The organism is Celeribacter sp. (assembly GCF_048261515.1).
Taxonomy (GTDB): domain Bacteria; phylum Pseudomonadota; class Alphaproteobacteria; order Rhodobacterales; family Rhodobacteraceae; genus Celeribacter.
The window spans coordinates 76,059-94,640 of the sequence record NZ_JBLXFZ010000002.1 but is presented as its reverse complement, the minus strand read 5'-3'; the positions used below and the strand labels follow the sequence as shown (position 1 = coordinate 94,640).

Sequence of the window (18,582 nt, the reverse complement as noted above, 5' to 3'; positions counted from 1 at the left end):
ATCCATGGCTGATCTGCGCCATATTGCCGTTATTGATATCGGAAAAACCAATGCGAAACTAGCGCTTGTTGACCTCGAAACGTTACGCGAGATTGCTGTTGTCACACGTCCGAACATTGTCTTGGCGGGTCCGCCATGGGCACATTTTGACGCCGATGGGCATTGGGAGTTTTTACTAGCGTCGCTCAAGTCTTTTCATAAGGATTATGCTATTGACGCAATTTCGATTACGACCCACGGGGCGTGCATAGCGCTAATTGACAAAAACCATAATCTTGCTGCCCCGATCCTCGATTATGAACACCCAATTCCTGAAGCAATCGCTAGCGACTATGATAAACTGCGCCCAGACTTCAGCCAAACTGGGTCCCCTCGACTTTCCGGAGGTCTTAACGTTGGAGCACAGCTCTTTTTTCAGTTTAAGAAAGACCCAGAACTCTTTCATCGAACACACAAAATTGTAGGGTACCCGCAATATTGGGGGCTTCGACTTACAGGCGAATTAGCATGCGACGCTACCTCGATCGGGTGTCATACTGATTTGTGGCAGCCACAAGACCGAACATTTTCTGAGTTGGTAAATTCGCTTGGGTTGCGGGATAAAATTGCCCCAATCCGAAAATCCAATGATATTTTGGGAAATATATCGATAGATGTTGCAAACAAAACAGGGCTGTCGCCCAGTACACCAGTAGCTGTTGGCATCCATGATTCAAACGCGTCGTTGTATCCCCATATCTTATCGCAACCCAAGCCATTTTCTGTTGTCTCGACAGGAACCTGGGTCGTCGCGATGGCAGTTGGCGGCACTCCTCCTCGTCTCGCTCCTAACCACGACACTCTTATTAATGTGAATGCATTTGGTGAGCCAGTTCCGTCAGCACGATTTATGGGGGGGCGTGAATATGAACGCATTTTGGCCGGACAAGCTGCAACACCAACACCTGAAAATATCACAAAGGTGTTAGAGACCCCTTTGATGCTCTTGCCAGCCGTAGATCCTTCTACAGGGCCGTTTCAAGGTCAACAGATGTGTTGGATAGGAACGGAGCCACAGTTAGGCACAGGTGAACGTGCTGCCGCTTTGTCATTTTATCTTGCTATGATGGCAAATACCTGTTTGTCGCTAATCGGTGCGGACGGGCCGATAATAATTGAGGGTCCGTTTGCCCGCAATGATGAGTTTAAACGAATGCTAATCGCAGCCTCTGGCCGAGCTGTCATTCAAAGTGATGCATCAACCGGTACAGCAATCGGAGCGGCGCTTTTATTTGGCAAGTCAACCAGGAAGCCCCGTCTCGTTGACGCCACATCGGCGGAATCTCCACCATTATGGAAGCGGTACGCAGACCAATGGAATCGTTACTCGCCCCCTCTTGAGGAAAAGTAATAGGCCTGTGGATAGAAATACCCCACAATCGCCCCAAGCTGGCGGCGCGCATGGTAAGAGGTCATCTCGTTTTTCGCCTTTCCACCAGCGATGCGCAAAATCATCTACACAACAGATGCAATTGAACGCCTGAACAGGATGATCCGCAAAACCACCAAAACGCGCGGAAGCTTTTAGACCGACGAAGCCGCAGCAACCAAGCTAATCTATCTGACCCCCAACCAGTTCGAAGAAAGGAACGCCGCGCCCCGGTCAAAAATAGCTGCTTGACCGGTCCAGCCCGAGGGGCGCACTCCACCTAACGGCCCACTTTTGGGCCGTCCTTGACAATTTCCTAGCATGCCTTTTCAAGCAAATGCCATCCGAAGGTCAGACCAGACACGCATTCTTTAAACGCCAGCGGCTCTGAACACGGTTCCTGTCACCTTAAGCGACGTGGCCTGCCGCGAAATATCACCAGCAAGCTAAAGCCTACCTGTTTCAAGAAATTCTCTGAATCAGCAGAAATACAGGTTCCCCTAACAGCCATCGCGACGGAAAAGGGTAGCGATGCTCTCCTCGCCACCCAGCAATACGTATCTGACCTGCCACGAGATTTTTCTCCACCATCGACTGGTCTCCCCTCGTAACCGCCTCATTGATACCGCGGGTTATGCTGCTTGAGTGTCAGCTCTCGAGGCGTGAGGCTTCCAATTCCACGGCAACAACTCTTCAAGCCGGTTGATCTTGTGATCGTGGATGCGGTCGAGGATGTCGGCTAGATAGGCTTGTGGATCGAGACCATTCAGCTTGGCGGTTTCAATGATGGTCATGGCCCGCGCGAGGGTCTCCGCGCCCGTGTCGGCTCCGGCGAATAGCCAGTTTTTCCTGCCAATGCCAATCGGGCGCAGGGCGCGTTCGGCTGGATTGTTGTCTATAGCCACACGGCCGTCCGTCAGGAACAGGCAGAATGCACCCCGCCGAGACAACCCATAGCGGAACGCTTTTGCGAGATTGCTTTTGCCAGGAAGACGCAAGAGTTGCTGTTCGGACCAGGCGAAGAAGGCTTCGACCTGTGGCGCGCTGTGTTTTTGACGCGCCGCATGACGGACATCTGCGGGCCGCCCGTTGATCTCGCGCTCGATGTCATAGATCTTGCCAATCCGGTCGATGGCTTCGCGGGCAATCGCAGATTTGGTCTTCTGCCATTCATCATGGAAGTCCCGCCGCCAGTGCGCCCAGCACGCCGCCTCGCGCAGGCGCTTTGAACCGTCAGCTTCCGGCTCATACAGTTTGGCATAGCCTTTATAGCCGTCGGCCTGAAGGATGCCCCGGGTCCCGGAGAGGTGCTTATGCACGTGCTCCTCTTTCCAGTCAGGAGCAAAGGCATAAGTTGCGGCGGGCGGAGACGCCCCGGCCCAAGGCCTTTGATCCCGGACGTAGGTCCAAATCCGGCCTTTCTTCACGCCTTTCCCAAGTCCTTTGTCTTTCTTCGAGCGATCCAGCACACGGATCGGCGTATCATCCGCATGCAACAGGTCACTGCCCATCACATCAGCTTCGATCAACTCGATCAGCGGCTGAAGGGTGCGCATGGCGCGTCCACACCAGCCGACAAGCGTGCTCTCCGGAATGTCTGCCCCCATACGGGCAAAGATCTCGTGCTGGCGATAGAGCGGAAGGTGGTCATCGAACTTCGAGACCAGAACGTGGGCAAGCAGGTTCGGCCCGGCCATGCTTCCCGGGATCGGACGGCTTGGGGCCGGCTCTTGCACCATACGCTCGCAGCGACGGCAGGACTTCTTGATCCGGGCGATTTGGATCACCTTCATTTGCGCGGCAATCATATCGAGCAGTTCTCTGACATCTTCTCCGACAGTGCGAAGCTCGCCACCACAATCCGGGCAACAGGAGCCGGGATCGAGTTCGCGGCGCTCACGGGGTGTCTCTGCCGAGACACGCGGACGGCGCCGCAGCGTGGGTTCCGGCGAGACGTCCTCAACGTCAGGCTCGTCTTGCCCTTCGTCAATGGGCTGGTCATCGTCTTCAGCCATTGCAACAAAGAGATCTTCAAGTGCCAGTTCCAGCTGTTCGATCTCGCGTTCAACCTTTTCCGAAGACTTTCCGAACGCCAGTTTCTGCAGCTTGGCGATCCGCAATCGCAGCGCTTGGACCAGTTGATCGTGAGCGCGCAACGAGGTCGCCATCTTGTCGTTTTCTGCCTGCAAAAGAGCAATCATCGCCTTCAAAACGGCGGGATCATCGGGCAGGTTTTCGACAGGTTTTGACATGCGCCTGACTACCAAAAATCAGGCCAAACCTCCATATAAATATAGTTAAAACGGCAATAAATTCACCCGACCCGCGCAGGTGGCGCACCCCAGTTCGGACGCCGCCAATCTATGCCTTCCCAAAGCATTGCAAGCTGCGCGGAGGTCAGTCGCAACGCGCCATCTTCGGCCCTTGGCCAAGGGAAGCGGCCACGCTCCAGCACTTTGTAGTAGAGGCAAAACCCCTGACCGTCCCAATAGAGAAGTTTGATCCGGTCACCACGTCGTCCACGGAATGCAAACACAGCACCGCCGGCCGGCTTCTGCCGCAACACATCTTGCGCCATAGCTGACAAGCCAGCGATCCCTTTGCGCATATCCGTAACACCGCAGGCCAGATACACGCGCACACCTGTTCCGGGACCAATCATACCGTCTCCAGCGCTCGAATGAGATGGTGAAGGCTGGCCGTCGGCAAATCCCGTGCGCAGCGTAACCGGCGGCCATTCCTCAAGAAGATGTCAATCTCGGGTGCTGATGTCGCTACCGGCTCGTCAGGGGCCTCGTCGCTTGTCAGAGGAGGCAACGGGAGAAAGACCGCCCTGTCGGAACCTGCTCCATGCCCCTTGCGTCGCAGCGCCCGGCGCCACTGGTAGATATGCTGGCGTGTGATGTCATGACGACGGGCCACATCAGTGACGGTCGCTCCATTCACTCCAACCTCTTCAAGGATCGCCTGCTTCTCATCATCCCGCCAGCGCCTTCGGCGCTCAACACCGACAATAACTTCATGACGCATATCTTGCTCCGCATTAAACGACGTCCATAACGACGACAATAACGACAGAGCTTAAGATCTTATCCAATCACCGAGAAGACGGTGCCAATGAGGTGGTTACCTATGTTCAGGGGCTATCGACGCGCTCCGTGGACGACCTGGTCAAGGCGATGGAAGTGACTGGCGTATCGAAGAGCCAGGTCTCGCGGCTCTGCGGCGAGATAGGTGAACGCGTCGATGCATTCCTGAACCGCCCGTTGGAAGGCGAATGGTCCTATCTCTGGCTTGACGCAACTTACATCAAGGTCTGCCGTGGCGGTCGGGCCGCCATTGTCGCTCGGACCGATGGCGGCCACAAGGCGTACTGCTGGAGCAAAAAGATGAGTAGGCAATCACGCGAAGCCTACATGACGCTGAAAACCGTAGCCGCAATTTGCGACACTACCCCAAGGACCCAGCGACAATCGCCGCCCTGTAACTGCAGCCAAGCAATGGCCGAAGAACAAAGTTACACCATTCCTTGGGACACTACCTCTACAACCGCTCATCTTGGTGTGATCACAGGTCAAATTGATAGGTCATTGGCATAAATGAAAAGCCAATTTCTGCTCGGGATACATACCCAGCGGACGGGAAAGGCATATGATGCCCGATAAAGGGAATTCTTTCATCTGCTAACTCGCCAAAAATGCGATGACGGCTCTCGGCAGCTTTGTTCTTATCCATATCAAAGAAAACGTGCCAATCTGGACGTTGGAGCGATAGGGCAAAGTGATTTGCTGTATCGGCAGTTAACATTAGGCGTTGGTCATTGGACTCAAGCATAAATGCTGAATGGCCCGGCGAATGCCCAAATGCCGATCTGGCTGTAATTCCACCAAATATCTCGTCACGGTCACCAAAAAAAGAGACACGCTCTCGGAGTGGTAAAAGGTTTTGGCGCACCAACCTTGCCCCAGCTTCAAGAGAGCCAGACAACAACAAATCATCAAGCCAAAAGTCGTATTCCACTTTGGAGCATAGTATCTCGGCATTTGGAAACGCTGGCGTTTCTGCTTCTTCCATCAAGCCACCGACGTGATCGCCGTGCATATGTGTCAATACGATCTTCGTTATGTCTTCTGGAACAACACCAATTTCCGAGAGCCGATTTCGAAGCTGACCGTTTCCAGCCTTGCGGCCTGCTGGCCCGAAGCCCGTGTCGAATAAAATTGTTTCTGAACCAACACGAACCAGAGTGGGCGAGAAGCAATGAAAGAAAGCATTTGTTGGTAAATTGTTCTCTTTACACAGTGCCTTGACGTCGTCGGGTGACTGGTTGGTTCCAAAAATCTCTGATGGGTTGTCTCGGCGTAAAAATCCATCAAGAATTGTCGAGATATGGAATTCTCCTAAAGAAAAAGAGTTTGTATGGGCCGTTCGGCCAATAATTGATCCAATAGCACTCATGCCAGTCTCCCCATCAATTCCATCCAAGGTTCGAAACTCAATTTTCCCTAGTTTTAAAAGCGATTAATGCCTGAAAGTTGGCGACGGCCCGTAGGGGCGGCATATCATGGCGGTGTTCAGAGCGCCGTCAATTCTCCATAGGGAAAGGGGTATGCCGCATGACGAAGACTACCATCACCAGCTTGCCTGATCCATCCGGATTTTCGACCGACCCGCTGACCGAGATTTAACGATCTGGCGCGCGGCAACTCATCGAGCAAGCCGTTGAAGCTGAACTGGCCGTATTATTGGAGGCCTACAAACATGAAACTACGAAAGAAGACCCCGCCCGTCTTTTCCGGCATGGGTATTCGCCCGAACGCGAGACGATAACCGGGATTGGTGTATAGGGTGGTGCCAATGAGGCGGTTACGTCTGATCTCGAGTGTCATCAACTTCTAGTATAGCGCAAAATATCAGGCAAACGGTGACATTCCATTTTCCCTGATTAGGGCAGCAGATTCGGCCGTTTTTAAACAGGCAATGAATTCACTTGCAACGCTTGAAAGTGAAGTGTTTTTCGCGACTGCCGCCGCAAAGTTCACTTTCTGCTGTAACTCATCTGGGAACGGCGTCAGCAAATCAACTTCGGGTGCAATTTTAAATACATTAGCAAGAAACATCCCCAATTCGGTCTCGCCTGATGCGAGGGACTGCACCACGTCTGGCGGCGCTTTCTTTACCCGAGTTTTACGCGCCATCTCTTTCGAAATGCTCAACTTCTCAAACAACCGCATGATCTGCATTCCAGCGGCACTTTCGGGAATCGTCGCCAGAGACTTTGCGGAGATTAGGGTCGATCGCAGCGCATCGGGCGAATGGATGTCGGGTTTCGCATTTCCGGCGCGAACCGCAACACCGAGACCAACGTAAGCGATGTCAATGGGCGTCTGTGCGGTAAAGTGCGCGCGAGCCTGTACATCCGCATAAACCTCATGCGGCAAGACGCCTGCGTCGAACTTCGCTCCAGACGTCGCCTCAGCTATAAGCTCGGGCGTCGTGCCAAAAAAGAAGTTAACTTGATTACCAGTTGCGCGTTCAAAGCGTGGCGCAATAGCGCGCATCGAAGCAGCGATTCCACCTCCGGCTAGAATACGAAGTTCAGTCATGAAACGTACCTTCTGTTGTGATTATGGGCATATGATAGTGGCGCTAGATTTCGTACGGCAACGTAGATGAACGAGGATCTATGTCGTAGTCGAGAGCAGCGAATAGAGAAATCGCAAAGAGACAAGCACCAAGAATAGACCAAACGCCGTCTCCAATCGCCTCTGAGAAAACGTGTGTGCAAGTCGGACACCAATCTGCGTCGTAAGCAAGGTCGCAGGAATGGTCAGGATGAATGCGAGTATTGACACGAAACCGATGGCATCGGGTGGTAATCCTGGGGTTCCCCAACCCGCCGCCATGTATCCGATCGTACCAGGTATTGCGATAAGCACCCCAACGCCAGCGGACGTAGATACGGCCTTATGGATTGAGACGTTATGAAGCGTCATTACGAGGTTGGAAATTGCGCCGCCACCAACCCCCATCAGTGCAGACATCACCCCGATCATCGCGCCGTATAGCCGTAACATATTTTTTCTGGGAAGAGAATCTGAGACCCTCCAACCTTTTCCGCCCAAGAGCAATTTTGCTGCATTCAGACTGGCGACAACGACAAAAACTATTTGGAACACCCATGGCGCTGCGTAGCCAGCAATAAACGCCCCAATAAGGACCCCCAACATCACGGGTAACGCCCAAATTCGCAGTAAGCTCATATCAACCGAACCGCGCAAAAAATGCCCTCTCGCTGAACTGATTGAAGTCGGGATGATCACCGCAAGTGACGTTCCGACAGCCAAGGGCATTGCAATGTCCGACGAATAATCAAAAAAGCGGAAAAACTCGAAGAAAACCGGAACGGAAATTGCTCCACCACCAATTCCAAAGAGTCCTGCGAGCAAACCGATCACTGCGCCGGAAAATGCAAGAGCGGAAATTAGCAATACGAGTTCGGCTGGATTTAAAACGCTCAAGTTGAAGATCGCTTTGTAAGACTTGCACCGTCAAAGCCGCCCAATCCAGCATTCAGAACGTCTTTATAAATGGGCTCAACGGCCCGCGCCAATGGTAGCTCCCGCGACTCGGATTTCGCCAGTGTCAAAGCGAGGCGCAAATCTTTGTTAAGTCCCGCGATGTCAAAAGTGCCAGGCTGATCGGTGCCATTCAATGTGTCTATTATCACCTGCGCCCTGTTCTTTAAAACGGTCGGGCCTGCGGAGCTGTCTGCGATCAGGCTGATTGCAGTTTCTGGTGAAACGCCTGCGTCACCAAGAAGCGACAAAGCTTCACCTAAGGTCTGCCAGTAGATCGCGAGCGGCAGATTAACAGCCAACTTCATGCGCGCACCGTTACCCACGGGCCCTAAGTGTTCAACACGTTTGCAAAGCCTTTCCAATATCGGTTGGGCCCGAGCAAATGCAGATGATGTCCCTCCGGCCATTCCAAGCAGTTGGCCTTTCAAAGCAGGACCGACGGTCCCTCCAACTGGGCATTCAATAAATTCGCCCCCTGATGATGTGATAACTTCGGCAATAGCTTGTGTTTCGCTGGGTAAGTGCGTCGACATGTCAATGACAAGCCGCCCTCCTATTCCCGAGGCGGCCAATTTTCCAACCACAGATGACACCGCATCGGCATCCGTTAACGAGATCAAAATGATCTCACATCTCGCCAGAGCGTCCAAATCAGCGGCGACCGTCGCCCCTGCCTCAACCGCAGCAGTCGTCCCCGCTACAGTTCGGTTCCAAATCGTAACCGAGTGGCCCAATTCAAGGAGCCGCTTCGCGAGAGCAGTTCCCATGCGACCAGCACCCGCGATCCCAATTTCATTTTGCATAATCATCTCTCCGACTTATCTAACTGAAAAATCTGCATCGTGGTCTCACCCGCCCTCAAACGGGCCATTACGCTGTCCTCGCCTTTCAAACGAACTTGAGCTGCAGTTAATGCATCATCGGCCTCGTGTTGTGGAAAAACGACAATTCCGTCGGCATCGGCGACAACCATTTCACCAGGCTGAATTATTGTGCCGCCCATTTCCAACGGTATATCAAGTGCGCCATGATCATCCTTTTTCGTACCCCGAATGTTTTTCCCACGGGCAAAAACCGGAAAGCCCATTTGCGCTATTTGAACGCTGTCACGGACGGCCCCGTCGATAATCAGTCCGACGATGCCTCGCATCTGGCAAGCCACGGCCATGATCTCCCCGAAAGGTCCGGACGAAACACATCCTCCGTAATCAACGACGAGGACCGCCCCACCACATGGCGCGGCGGCAATGGCTCTATGTATCGCCAGATTGTCGCCAGGCTTACATTGGACGGTAAGCGCCACACCTGCCACTGACATTTCAGGTGTCAGTGGCAGCGGGGGATTATCTATGACTCTCGCGGCCTCCCACGCCTCGCCAAGCGTAGCCGTGCCGGCAGCCGCAAGATCCGAAGCAGTCGTCATCCTGCAGGTTCAGTTATCCGAACCCGTAGGTCCTGCAAGCCATCGACGTGGACATTGATAATGTCGCCTGTAACAACCGCACCAACACCCGCAGGTGTGCCAGTCATGATAACATCACCAGCTTTCAGTTCATATTGCTCGGAGAGCTTCGAGATAATTTCGTCGGTTTTCCAGATCATCAACGACATATCAACGTCCTGCTTCACGTCGCCATTCACGGTCAGGCTAAGGTTCCCATCGGTGATCACACCTGTCTCTTCAACTCTTGTGACAGGGCCAATCGGCGCCGATTGATCAAAGGACTTAGCCATTTCCCATGGCAAACCGTTCTCTAGCGCACCTGCCTGATGATCGCGGCGCGTCATATCTAGGCCAGCCGCGTAGCCGAAAATATGGCTGGATGCGTCTTCAGTTTTTATGTTGTAACCACCAGATTTTAGCACGACCACCATCTCGCCTTCGAAATGATAGTTTTTCGTATAAGCTGGATAGTGAATATCCCCACCATTTCGAACCACAGAATCAGCAGGTTTTTGAAAAATGACAGGGGGATCGCGCTCAACATCTCCGCCCATCTCAATAATGTGTGCCGTGTAATTCTTGCCGATACAATAAATGCGGCGCACAGGAAATTTCTCATCGCTGCCAGTGATATCAAGGTAGGCTTGGGGTGGCGGGGACACAGCGTAGTTCATGGTTTTCTCCTCCAATTGGCAATGCGCGGGGAATCCGAACGGTGCCATTCCCCATGAGATCTTGCATCAAGTGCGAGATATTCCAAGTCCAAATTTTAAAAAATATATATTTTTTTGCATTTCTCGCCGAATCATATAGCGTGAGATCTAGCGCACAGAGGAAGCTTTCTTCGTTGTGCCGCTAACCATATAGGGAGGAAATCACCATGACGACCAACAGGAAAATTTCACGTCGCACATTTGGTGGGCTTACCGCCGCCGCAACTGCCTCGTTCGCGCTAGGCACCCCCAGCTTGCTGCGGGCACAAACGCCAATTACATTCGCGGTACCGAACCCATCGGCGATCACCTGGATGCCCTATTGGGTTGCCCTCGGCGAAGGCTATTTCGACGAAGAGGGTTTAAGTCCGACACTGCAAGCGGTTGATGGATCATCTTCTGTCCTACAGGCAATGGCCGCCGGTCAGGCAGAAATCGGCGCACCTGGCCCTGGCCCTGTACTAGGCGCTCGAGCACGTGGGCTCGATGTAAAGTTCATCTACAACCTATTTGCGAAATCGGTATTCGGCCTTCTCGTAAAAGACGACAGTCCAGTGCAAACTCCCGAGGATCTACGCGGGACAGTTGTAGGGATCGGCACAGCTGACGGGGCAGAAATGTCGTTTACTCAAGCGATCCTAAGCGATTTGGGCATGGCGGAAGGTACGGACTACACGTTCCTTCCGGTGGGTGATGGTGGCACGGCTGCGGTTGCGTTCTTGCGCGACGAAGTTGGGTCCTATGCTGGCGCGATCTCCGATGCAGCCATTCTTAGCGCGCGCGGAATTGACCTGCGTGAAATCACTCCTGAAAAATACTTCGCTTTCTTCGGGAACGGTATCGCCATGCTAGAAAGCACGATGGCCGCAAACCCTGATCTTGCGCCAAAATTCGGTCGCGCTTTGGTAAAAGGAATGCGTTTTGCATCCGATCCTGCCAACAAAGAAGCTGCGCTGGCTCACTGTGCGGCAGGAAATCCGCAGGAAGGTGAAGATACTGAAGTCGCGACTGCGCTCTTGTCGCTGGCAATCGACCGAATGACGCCAACCGATGCGTTCATTGAACACGGCTTTGGATATCAGCCCCCTGAGCACTGGAAACTGATTCACGACTCAGCGGTATCCTCTGGCGCGCTAGAAGGACCACTCGACGACCTGTCATCCGTCTATACGAACGAATTTGTTGCAGATTGGAACGCCTAATGACTCTGGCTGAGCCCCGAAACTCATCGGCTGCCTCTCCTCACGGACGGCCAGTCTATGAAATCTCCCGCTTGTCAAAAACATATGCCAAGAACCGGCTGGTTGCATTGTCCGATGTGAACGTAACCCTACACAAGGGTGAATTTGTCTCGGTCGTGGGATCGTCTGGTTGTGGGAAGTCGACATTGCTGAAGATCATGTCGGGGCTCATGCCTCCAACCCAAGGGCGGGTCATTCTGGAAGGTAAACCTGTCGTTGGGCCGCGTGCCGACATTGGCATGATGTTTCAACATGCAACGCTTTTGCCGTGGAAGACAGTTCTGGAGAACATCGTTCAGCCCATCGATATCCGTGAAGGCAAGGCCGCAGCGCGCGCTGCTCACTCAAAAGCACAAGAGCTTTTGTCCCTTGTCGGCCTTGGGGATTTTGCCGATGTCTACCCTGGCGAGTTGTCAGGCGGTATGGCCCAACGCGCTTCGATTTGTCGAATGCTAATTTCCGAACCCGCAGTCCTACTTTTGGACGAACCGTTCTCCGCATTGGACGAGTTGATCAGGGACTTCATGAATATGGAGCTCCAGCGCATTTGCAGTGAAACAAACGCAACTGCATTTCTAGTCACCCATTCACTCGCGGAGGCCGTAATTATGTCGGACCGTGTATTGGTAATGCGGCCGCGCCCTGGGCGGGTTGTCGAAGAAGTCATTATTGATCTGCCGCGCCCCAGAACGCTTGAGATGGTCAACACTGAGAAGTTTGGAAAGATCGTCGCTCATATGCGCGCATTGTTAGATAAGGAGGCGACGGTATGACCGATCAAAATACGGCGAATCAAATAAATGCCGAACTGCCTGATACTGTCTGGACAGAGAATATAAGCATCATCGACTCCATTCCACGTTGGCTTGCGATGACTTTGCTGTTTATTGCTTTTGTCGGAACGTGGGAACTGGTTACTCGAATGGGATGGGTGTCTCCAATTATACTTCCAAGCCCAGCTGAGACTTTAACGGATTTGATTTTCGTCGGCAAAAATTTGTTCTCTGGCGGCTATATGCTGACAGCATTCTGGACCACGACCAAAACAGTATTCTGGGGTTTTGCCATCGCTATTTCTATCGGGTTCACTCTAGGTGTTATCGTCGGCGAGACCCGTTTTGGCGAGCGTGCATTGCTTCCGTACCTCGTGGCGATTGATACAATGCCAAAAATCGCATTTGCGCCGTTGTTTATCGCATGGCTTGGCTTCGGCATTTCATCCAAGGTTGCACTTGCGGCATTTATCGCAACATTTCCAATCGTAGTGTCCACAGCCGCAGGTCTTTATGCCGCAAGCGAGGATGAACGAATGCTATTTAAGGCAATGGGTGCAACGCGTATGCAAACCCTACTTCGCTTGAAACTTCCTACTGGCCTTCCATATTTTTTCACAGGTCTGAAAATTGCCGCTGTGGGAGTTATGGCAGGTGCAATTACTGGCGAGTTTCTAGGAGGTGGAGAGGGCTTTGGCGCGTTGATCCGGCAATCAGCTAGCCAGATGAATACACCACGCGTGTTCGCACTAATCCTTTACTTGAGTCTTCTTGGCCTACTCCTGTACTTTACAGTTCTGTTTGCACAGCGGAAAATTGTCTTCTGGCAGAAAGAAGAACAATCAGGGCCAATTGGCTAAGTGGGACTATGGAGAAATTATTGCCTGACGCTCGAAATCTCTCAGAACAAGTTTATGATCTGATCCGAAGGGATATCCTTCAGGGGATTTTATTGCCCAACGAAAAGCTCCGGATAGAGGCAGTCTCGGATCGTTACAAGATTGGCTCTGTACCCGTTCGAGAGGCTTTGAACCGCCTTTCCGCCGAAGCGTTGGTCCAGCGCAAGAAACAACGCGGCTTCTTTGTTGCGCCGCTAGAACTGGATGATCTTGAAGAGCTTGTCAAAACCCGGATTTGGGCAGAAAAGAAGGCATTATCAGAGGCAATCACGCTGGGGGATGACGAATGGGAGGATGCGTTAATCCTCTCGTATCAAGCCCTTGTGCGCGAGGCACGCAAATTGAAACCTGGATCAGAGCGGGAAATCTCGGAGGCATGGGATGTCCGGCACAAGGAATTCCACGTGCGAATGCTCGATCCATGCCGATCAACATGGCTGAAAGATTTTTGTGCATTGATGATGGACCAAGCTGTGCGTTATCGGAACATTTCTATGAACATAAATTCCAGCAATGCCCGCCGCGAGGGGGCTGCAGAAGAGCATAGAGCCATTCTGGAGAGTGTACTTGCAAGGGACAAGAAAATGGCTTGCCAACTTTTGGAGCGACATTATCTTGCAACCTTTGCCGAGTTGAGGCCTGCAAATTACTGATATTTCTGGCGGCAATAGTTTGGCTCGAGGTTTGCTCCATTACACAGGCCTGAGCTGCCCTCCTACCAAACCGCTGTTATTGTTGCGGACATAGGTGGAGAAGAGTAACCGCCTCATTGGCACCGCCTTCTTGGTGATCAGATTGTAGCCTGGACGGACCTGCGGAACACTTGCGGTGTCACTGTAGCCTGTCTCTAAGAGCTTCGTAAGGGGTCTGCTGTAGCTGCCAAGAGGCAGGCGGAACTGTTCTCGGATGTGGGCGAGCAACACCATGTCAGTGCGTTGCCGCCTACTGGCCGGTCGAGGACGCCAGGCGCGGTTGCCACGTAGGCTGACGTCCGCAATCACACACAAGCGGTTCACTGGGATGTCGCGTTGTTCTTCAACAAAGGCAAACCTCATCTGCTGCTCTCCGCAAAGAACACCGTGGCGTTGGCGTTATCGCCTACAATCGTTCCATTGGATCGATTGCTGTACGGCTCAACTTTAAAATATCCCTCTCCTCCTGGAGCATACGGTTCTCTTTTCGCAGTTCTGCGATCTCGCGTTCGAGGTCGGATTGGGCGGTTGGTTTCTCCGGATTGAGCCGATCCTGCTGAATCAGCGACGATCTTCTTCAGTCGGGAATTCGCGTCTTCGAGCTCACGCAGCCGTTTCATATCTGTGGGCAACATGCCTGCATACTTCTTCTTCCAGTTGAAGTACGTAGCTTGGCTGATGCCCGCCTTACGGCAGATCTCAGCAACCGTTGTGCCCTCCTTGCCTTGCTTGATAATGAACGCCTTCTGCGCGTCCGTGAACTTCGATGCTTTCATGCATTTCCGCTCCTCTCCCAGCTCAGAAAAATCTAGCGGAAAACTCTAACCAAACACGAGGACGTTTTTAGGGATCACAGCAGTCCAGGTTACAGTCCAGTCGAAATAGGGGGCCAATTCACGTGGCTGGTCGGTCACGAAATCTAAGTCTCGTAATCGAGATTGACTATCGAGCGGAGTGTGCTTAGCTCTATCGTCATGATGGTATGTGCAAATCAAGTTCGGACTTTTTTGCTAAACCGCTCCCTTCCCCGGGCGGTCTAGGCGCGTTCGTGTCTGCCTAACCTTCCGGGGTCCTCCTACAGTACTGAATTGCGGCTCTGGCGATTAAATCGCCAGTAGGAAAACACATTCCCCGCCTTTCATCCCTCATATCTCCAACTTCGACCGGCAGACCGTCGAGCACCCGCTCGCACGTCTCCCGTTTGCAGGCATTCTTACAACCTTCCCACATCTAAAGGAGGCATCCCATGTCGACTTCGACTGAGACCACCAAGAAACCAAACAAGCGCAACCCAAAAATCGTGATCAGCGCAGATGATCTGCCCCACCTCGAAAAGCTGGCAGACAGCATGATGCGGCGTCAGCCTGCACTGGCAGATCGACTACTCGATGAAATCGGGCGCGCCCGTATCGTTGCCCCAGCCAAGGTGCGCGACAATGTTGTGACAATGGGCAGCACAGTCACCTATCAGGACGGAATGTCCGGACAGGAAAAGACAATCACGCTGGTCTATCCCGAAGAGGCTGACATCACGAACCTTTGCGTATCGGTCATGACACCCATTGGTGTCGCGCTTCTCGGATTGTCCGAAGGAGCCAGTTTTTACTGGGACACCCGTGACGATCAGCGACGGACATTGACGGTTATGGAAGTGACCCCACCTTCAGCAAACCACAAAGACTAGAAACAGGCGAGGTCGAGGCATTTCTCCTCTCCCAAAGACATGACTAACTCAGAGCCACAAAGGAGGCGTCTGAAATGAATACGAAATTCCATGCCAGACGCCTCATTTGGCCGACGGTTTTCTCAATCATCTGCGCAGGATTGATACTGTTTTCATCGCACATCGCGGTTCTGATAGGCACCGATGACACCTTGTCGACCAGTATCACTGCATTGGCCTATTTTGCATTCGCATGGCTTGCCAGTCGCGTGGTGTCTGTGGCGTTGGACGCAGCCAGCCCGCGCAACCGCCCCTATCCACGGCTGTTACGCGACCTGATTGCGGCGCTTCTCTTTTTCGTGGCGTTTGGAGCCGCCATCTCCCTGTTTCTCGGACAGGGTGCGATCGGGGCCTTGGCAGGATCGGGCTTGATCCTTGCCATGCTTGGCTTCGCGATCCGAAACGTTGTCGCCGATACCCTATCGGGTATCGCTCTCGGGGTCGAAGGGCCATTTCGCATTGGAGACTGGATCGACATTGATAGTCTGGCGCGCGGGAAAGTCATTGAAATCGGCTGGCGCACCACGCGCATTCTAACACGTGACTCGACCTATATGATCATCCCCAACAGCCAAATCGCACGGCAGAGGATCACCAACTACTCGGCCCCCAGACCGCAGTATCGGGCGCAGGTCGCGATCACCCTTGATCACACCATGCCCGTCGGTCGCGCTCGCGAGGTGATGCTGAATGCAGTGAAAGATGCAAAGCTGATCCAACAAGACCCTGCACCCGACGTGCGTGTTCTTGCTTACGAAGAAGGTGGCATCACCTATGCGCTTCGTTTCTGGCTATCGCGCTTTGATCTCGATCCCGATTGCCGCGACGAGGTCTATAGCCTTGTCGATGACGCTCTGCGAGACAAGGGATACCTCGCGCCACACCGACGCATTGAACTCGTTCGCGCCAAACCGTCATCCATTTAGGGCGCGTGCTCCACACACAAGTGCCCCTTAAAGATGACTGTAAATGGCCCATGTTGTGATCTGGAAATCTCAAATGGTCATTCAGAACTCGGGGGGGCGGACCTCCATTCAGGGAGCCAAATTCATGGCTAAGGTTCCAACAGCGCGGCTCGACAAGCTGCTATCCTCTATGGGTTACGGCTCGCGCAAAGACATCGCACGCATTGCAAAGGCTGGAGGGATCACTCTCGATGCCTCCACGCTTGTGGACGTCACCAAGCGTATACCTATCACACCAGATTTACCTCACCGCATGAGCGTATACGGTGAGGCTCTCGATCCGCTCGCACCTATGGTTATTTTGTTGAACAAGCCTGTGGGCATGACCTGCTCACACAATGACGACGGCGCTTTGGTGTATGACATCCTCCCCAAGCGTTGGAGGTTGCGTGATCCAAGGATCTCAACTGTTGGCCGCTTGGATAAACAGACCTCTGGTCTTTTGCTGCTCACAGATGATGGCGATCTTCTGCACCATGCGACCAGCCCGAAGCGCCGCGTAAAAAAGACCTATCGGGTCAAGCTGGCCCGCCCGTTAATAGGCACGGAAGGAGACCTGTTTGCCTCGGGGCGCATGATATTGGAGAACGAAGACAAACCACTCGCTCCTGCTGAATTGGAGGTGGTTTCGCCGACCGAAGCCCTGCTTCATATTACCGAGGGGCGATACCACCAAGTACGCCGCATGTTTGCCGCAACCGGAAACCACGTTTCGGAATTACACCGCGAGGGTTTTGGCGGCCTGGTCCTCTCTAACGAGCTAGGACCAGGGGAATGGAGGCTTCTTAGTGAAGCAGAGGTCGCCTTGATCTTTCAATAGCCGAGGCCAAGCAAGCCGCAAAAGACCAAGCATACGCCTTTTGAAGTCTCACGCCCTCCCCCCTCCCAAACCTATAGAGGCCTGCAAGCGCGGGTTGCACTTACAGGCCTCTAACACCCGGGAGGAGGGATTGGGTTACGCTTTTGGTGCGCGTATCAGCGTGTTGTAGAAGTCCTCGAAATCGCATCGCGATCCAGATCGAAGGCTTCCAGCATCATATGCGCGCCCTTTGGATGTTCCCAATACAACTCGTCCTTGAGAACAGGAGACGGCATGATTTTGGTCGAGACATAGTCAGGATCGTACAGCCACGCTACATATCTACATATCATCTAGGGCGTAAGTCGTGGCTCCTCGCCGGTTCCTAGCGGTGAGGCGATAGGGCCGCCGTCATTTATACCTTTATCACTACGGCAAAATTGTACTTCGCAACACCTCCACGCTTGGACCCGCCTGAGCGTTAGCGATACAACAGAACAGGAATTTTCACGGATTGGATCATCGCGGTGGTCGTTGAGCCGATAATGAGCCTTCTGATCCGGCTATGGCCATACGCCCCCATCACCAGAAGATCGAACCCCTCCCCGCACACCAGTTTATTGAGCGCGTCTTCGGGGTCGCCTGTCGCGGTTCGTGACGTGGCTGCGATATTGGCGGCGGTGAGCTTTTCAACTGCGTCATTCGCGATGCTCTGCGCTTGTGCGCTATCTTGTGCAATGCACAACACACTTACGTCGAGGTCGATAAAAACGGGGCTCGTCGACATGCGTTCGATAGCCACCTTCGAGCTTGCGCTTCCATCATAGGCCACGAGCACTTTGGTGACAGGGCGAAACTCCCGCGAGGCCACGAAAACAGGCACCTTGGAACTTCGCACGATCCGCTCCAGATTGGACCCCAGATGACCCGTCGCGAAATCGGCGCCCTCGCCCCGTTTCCCGATCGTGATAGCACGCGTGTCGTCCACAAGATCGCGAACCGCCTCAAGAAGATCACCTTTTCGCAAGCGAAGGTTCACATTCAAAATGCCGTCTTTTTCAAGGATGGCTTTCGCATCCTCCAAAATGGCGTGACCTTTTGCTTGCGCAAGTTTTGCACGCTGGGCGTCCAGTGACGACAACTCTTCAAGCAGAGCCGTGCGAGCACCGAGTTTCAACGCGCCCGAAAGATCGCCCGTCACCGCGCCTTCGCTGCGGCCCAATACATGCATGGCCTCCACGTCGGCATTGAGCTTTCGCGCGATCCACGCTGTGTAGTGACAGACGCTTTCGGAATAGGCCGACCCGTCCAGTAGTGTCAGTATCTTGTCCATGATGATCCTCC

18 protein-coding genes and 5 pseudogenes are annotated in these 18,582 nt (G+C 53.3%); 11 read left to right on the top strand and 12 right to left on the bottom strand.

Annotated features, from left to right (window positions below):
- Positions 1-4 precede the first annotated feature (4 nt).
- Together ACN0SC_RS05365 and ACN0SC_RS05360 are read left to right on the top strand one after the other, a co-directional pair.
- Positions 5-1,390, top strand: coding sequence for an FGGY-family carbohydrate kinase (locus ACN0SC_RS05365; RefSeq protein WP_417248639.1), 1,386 nt, complete (start codon positions 5-7; stop codon positions 1,388-1,390).
- A 15-nt stretch (positions 1,391-1,405) separates the two neighbouring features.
- A pseudogene (locus ACN0SC_RS05360) lies at positions 1,406-1,660 on the top strand (transposase); the annotation flags it as partial.
- Between the two features lie 380 nt (positions 1,661-2,040).
- Here the strand turns inward: ACN0SC_RS05360 and tnpC are convergent.
- The 3 genes from tnpC to tnpA all read right to left on the bottom strand — a co-directional run bounded on the left by tnpC (position 2,041) and on the right by tnpA (position 4,438).
- Positions 2,041-3,660 (bottom strand): IS66 family transposase, encoded by a 1,620-nt coding sequence (gene tnpC, locus ACN0SC_RS05355; protein ID WP_417248638.1) that lies wholly within the window; start codon positions 3,658-3,660, stop codon positions 2,041-2,043.
- Between the two features lie 62 nt (positions 3,661-3,722).
- The gene (gene tnpB, locus ACN0SC_RS05350) at positions 3,723-4,070 is read right to left on the bottom strand and encodes an IS66 family insertion sequence element accessory protein TnpB (RefSeq protein WP_417248637.1); all 348 of its coding nucleotides are present in this window, start codon (positions 4,068-4,070) and stop codon (positions 3,723-3,725) included.
- On the bottom strand, positions 4,067-4,438 hold the full coding sequence (tnpA, locus tag ACN0SC_RS05345; RefSeq protein ID WP_417248636.1) for an IS66-like element accessory protein TnpA: 372 nt from the start codon (positions 4,436-4,438) through the stop codon (positions 4,067-4,069). The genes tnpB and tnpA overlap by 4 nt, the downstream gene beginning before the upstream one ends.
- Before the next feature lie 101 nt (positions 4,439-4,539).
- Between tnpA and ACN0SC_RS05340 the strand changes: the two are divergent.
- Positions 4,540-4,755 (top strand): annotated as a pseudogene (locus ACN0SC_RS05340) (transposase); the annotation flags it as partial.
- A gap of 220 nt (positions 4,756-4,975) precedes the next feature.
- On the opposite strand, the gene ACN0SC_RS05335 reads toward ACN0SC_RS05340, so the two are convergent.
- Complete coding sequence (locus ACN0SC_RS05335; RefSeq protein ID WP_417248635.1) at positions 4,976-5,866, bottom strand: MBL fold metallo-hydrolase; 891 nt, start codon at positions 5,864-5,866, stop codon at positions 4,976-4,978.
- Positions 5,867-6,024: 158 nt separating this feature from the next.
- On the opposite strand from ACN0SC_RS05335, the pseudogene ACN0SC_RS05330 reads away from it, so the two are divergent.
- A pseudogene (locus tag ACN0SC_RS05330) lies at positions 6,025-6,249 on the top strand (IS256 family transposase); the annotation flags it as partial.
- A 72-nt stretch (positions 6,250-6,321) separates the two neighbouring features.
- Here ACN0SC_RS05330 and ACN0SC_RS05325 read toward each other — a convergent pair.
- From ACN0SC_RS05325 to ACN0SC_RS05305, 5 genes are all read right to left on the bottom strand, one after another.
- Positions 6,322-7,014, bottom strand: coding sequence for a substrate-binding domain-containing protein (locus ACN0SC_RS05325; RefSeq protein WP_417248634.1), 693 nt, complete (start codon positions 7,012-7,014; stop codon positions 6,322-6,324).
- Between the two features lie 78 nt (positions 7,015-7,092).
- Positions 7,093-7,929, bottom strand: a complete 837-nt coding sequence (locus ACN0SC_RS05320; RefSeq protein ID WP_417248633.1) for a sulfite exporter TauE/SafE family protein — start codon at positions 7,927-7,929, stop codon at positions 7,093-7,095.
- A complete protein-coding gene (locus tag ACN0SC_RS05315; RefSeq protein WP_417248632.1) occupies positions 7,926-8,792 on the bottom strand; it encodes an NAD(P)-dependent oxidoreductase in 867 nt (288 codons plus the stop codon). Before ACN0SC_RS05315 ends, ACN0SC_RS05320 begins: the two co-directional genes overlap by 4 nt.
- Before the next feature lie 2 nt (positions 8,793-8,794).
- Positions 8,795-9,412 (bottom strand): RraA family protein, encoded by a 618-nt coding sequence (locus ACN0SC_RS05310; RefSeq protein ID WP_417248631.1) that lies wholly within the window; start codon positions 9,410-9,412, stop codon positions 8,795-8,797.
- Positions 9,409-10,107 carry a fumarylacetoacetate hydrolase family protein gene (locus ACN0SC_RS05305; protein WP_417248630.1) on the bottom strand — a complete coding sequence of 233 codons (699 nt, stop codon included), beginning with the start codon at positions 10,105-10,107 and terminating at the stop codon, positions 9,409-9,411. The genes ACN0SC_RS05310 and ACN0SC_RS05305 overlap by 4 nt, the downstream gene beginning before the upstream one ends.
- A gap of 206 nt (positions 10,108-10,313) precedes the next feature.
- Here ACN0SC_RS05305 and ACN0SC_RS05300 point away from each other — a divergent pair, with 206 nt between their 5' ends.
- Genes ACN0SC_RS05300 through ACN0SC_RS05285 form a run of 4 tightly spaced genes read left to right on the top strand, consistent with a single transcriptional unit; the run spans position 10,314 to position 13,712 of the window.
- Positions 10,314-11,348, top strand: coding sequence for an ABC transporter substrate-binding protein (locus tag ACN0SC_RS05300; protein WP_417248629.1), 1,035 nt, complete (start codon positions 10,314-10,316; stop codon positions 11,346-11,348).
- Complete coding sequence (locus ACN0SC_RS05295) at positions 11,348-12,160, top strand: ABC transporter ATP-binding protein (protein WP_417248628.1); 813 nt, start codon at positions 11,348-11,350, stop codon at positions 12,158-12,160. The genes ACN0SC_RS05300 and ACN0SC_RS05295 overlap by 1 nt, the downstream gene beginning before the upstream one ends.
- The gene (locus ACN0SC_RS05290) at positions 12,157-13,020 is read left to right on the top strand and encodes an ABC transporter permease (protein WP_417248627.1); all 864 of its coding nucleotides are present in this window, start codon (positions 12,157-12,159) and stop codon (positions 13,018-13,020) included. Before ACN0SC_RS05295 ends, ACN0SC_RS05290 begins: the two co-directional genes overlap by 4 nt.
- A gap of 8 nt (positions 13,021-13,028) precedes the next feature.
- Positions 13,029-13,712: a GntR family transcriptional regulator gene (locus tag ACN0SC_RS05285; RefSeq protein ID WP_417248626.1), complete on the top strand. Its 684-nt coding sequence runs from the start codon at positions 13,029-13,031 to the stop codon at positions 13,710-13,712.
- A 210-nt stretch (positions 13,713-13,922) separates the two neighbouring features.
- Here ACN0SC_RS05285 and ACN0SC_RS05280 read toward each other — a convergent pair.
- Together ACN0SC_RS05280 and ACN0SC_RS05275 are read right to left on the bottom strand one after the other, a co-directional pair.
- Positions 13,923-14,150 (bottom strand): annotated as a pseudogene (locus ACN0SC_RS05280) (IS3 family transposase); the annotation flags it as partial.
- A gap of 161 nt (positions 14,151-14,311) precedes the next feature.
- Positions 14,312-14,527: pseudogene (locus ACN0SC_RS05275) on the bottom strand (transposase); the annotation flags it as partial.
- A gap of 470 nt (positions 14,528-14,997) precedes the next feature.
- Here ACN0SC_RS05275 and rnk point away from each other — a divergent pair.
- From rnk to ACN0SC_RS05260, 3 genes are all read left to right on the top strand, one after another.
- Positions 14,998-15,435, top strand: coding sequence for a nucleoside diphosphate kinase regulator (rnk, locus tag ACN0SC_RS05270; RefSeq protein WP_417248625.1), 438 nt, complete (start codon positions 14,998-15,000; stop codon positions 15,433-15,435).
- Positions 15,436-15,509: 74 nt separating this feature from the next.
- Complete coding sequence (locus ACN0SC_RS05265; RefSeq protein ID WP_417248624.1) at positions 15,510-16,400, top strand: mechanosensitive ion channel family protein; 891 nt, start codon at positions 15,510-15,512, stop codon at positions 16,398-16,400.
- Positions 16,401-16,524: 124 nt separating this feature from the next.
- Entirely contained in the window at positions 16,525-17,259 is a 735-nt protein-coding gene (locus ACN0SC_RS05260; RefSeq protein ID WP_417248623.1) for a pseudouridine synthase, read from the top strand.
- A 460-nt stretch (positions 17,260-17,719) separates the two neighbouring features.
- Here ACN0SC_RS05260 and ACN0SC_RS05255 read toward each other — a convergent pair whose 3' ends face one another.
- Positions 17,720-18,574, bottom strand: a complete 855-nt coding sequence (locus tag ACN0SC_RS05255) for a universal stress protein (RefSeq protein WP_417248952.1) — start codon at positions 18,572-18,574, stop codon at positions 17,720-17,722.
- Positions 18,575-18,582: the final 8 nt, after the last annotated feature.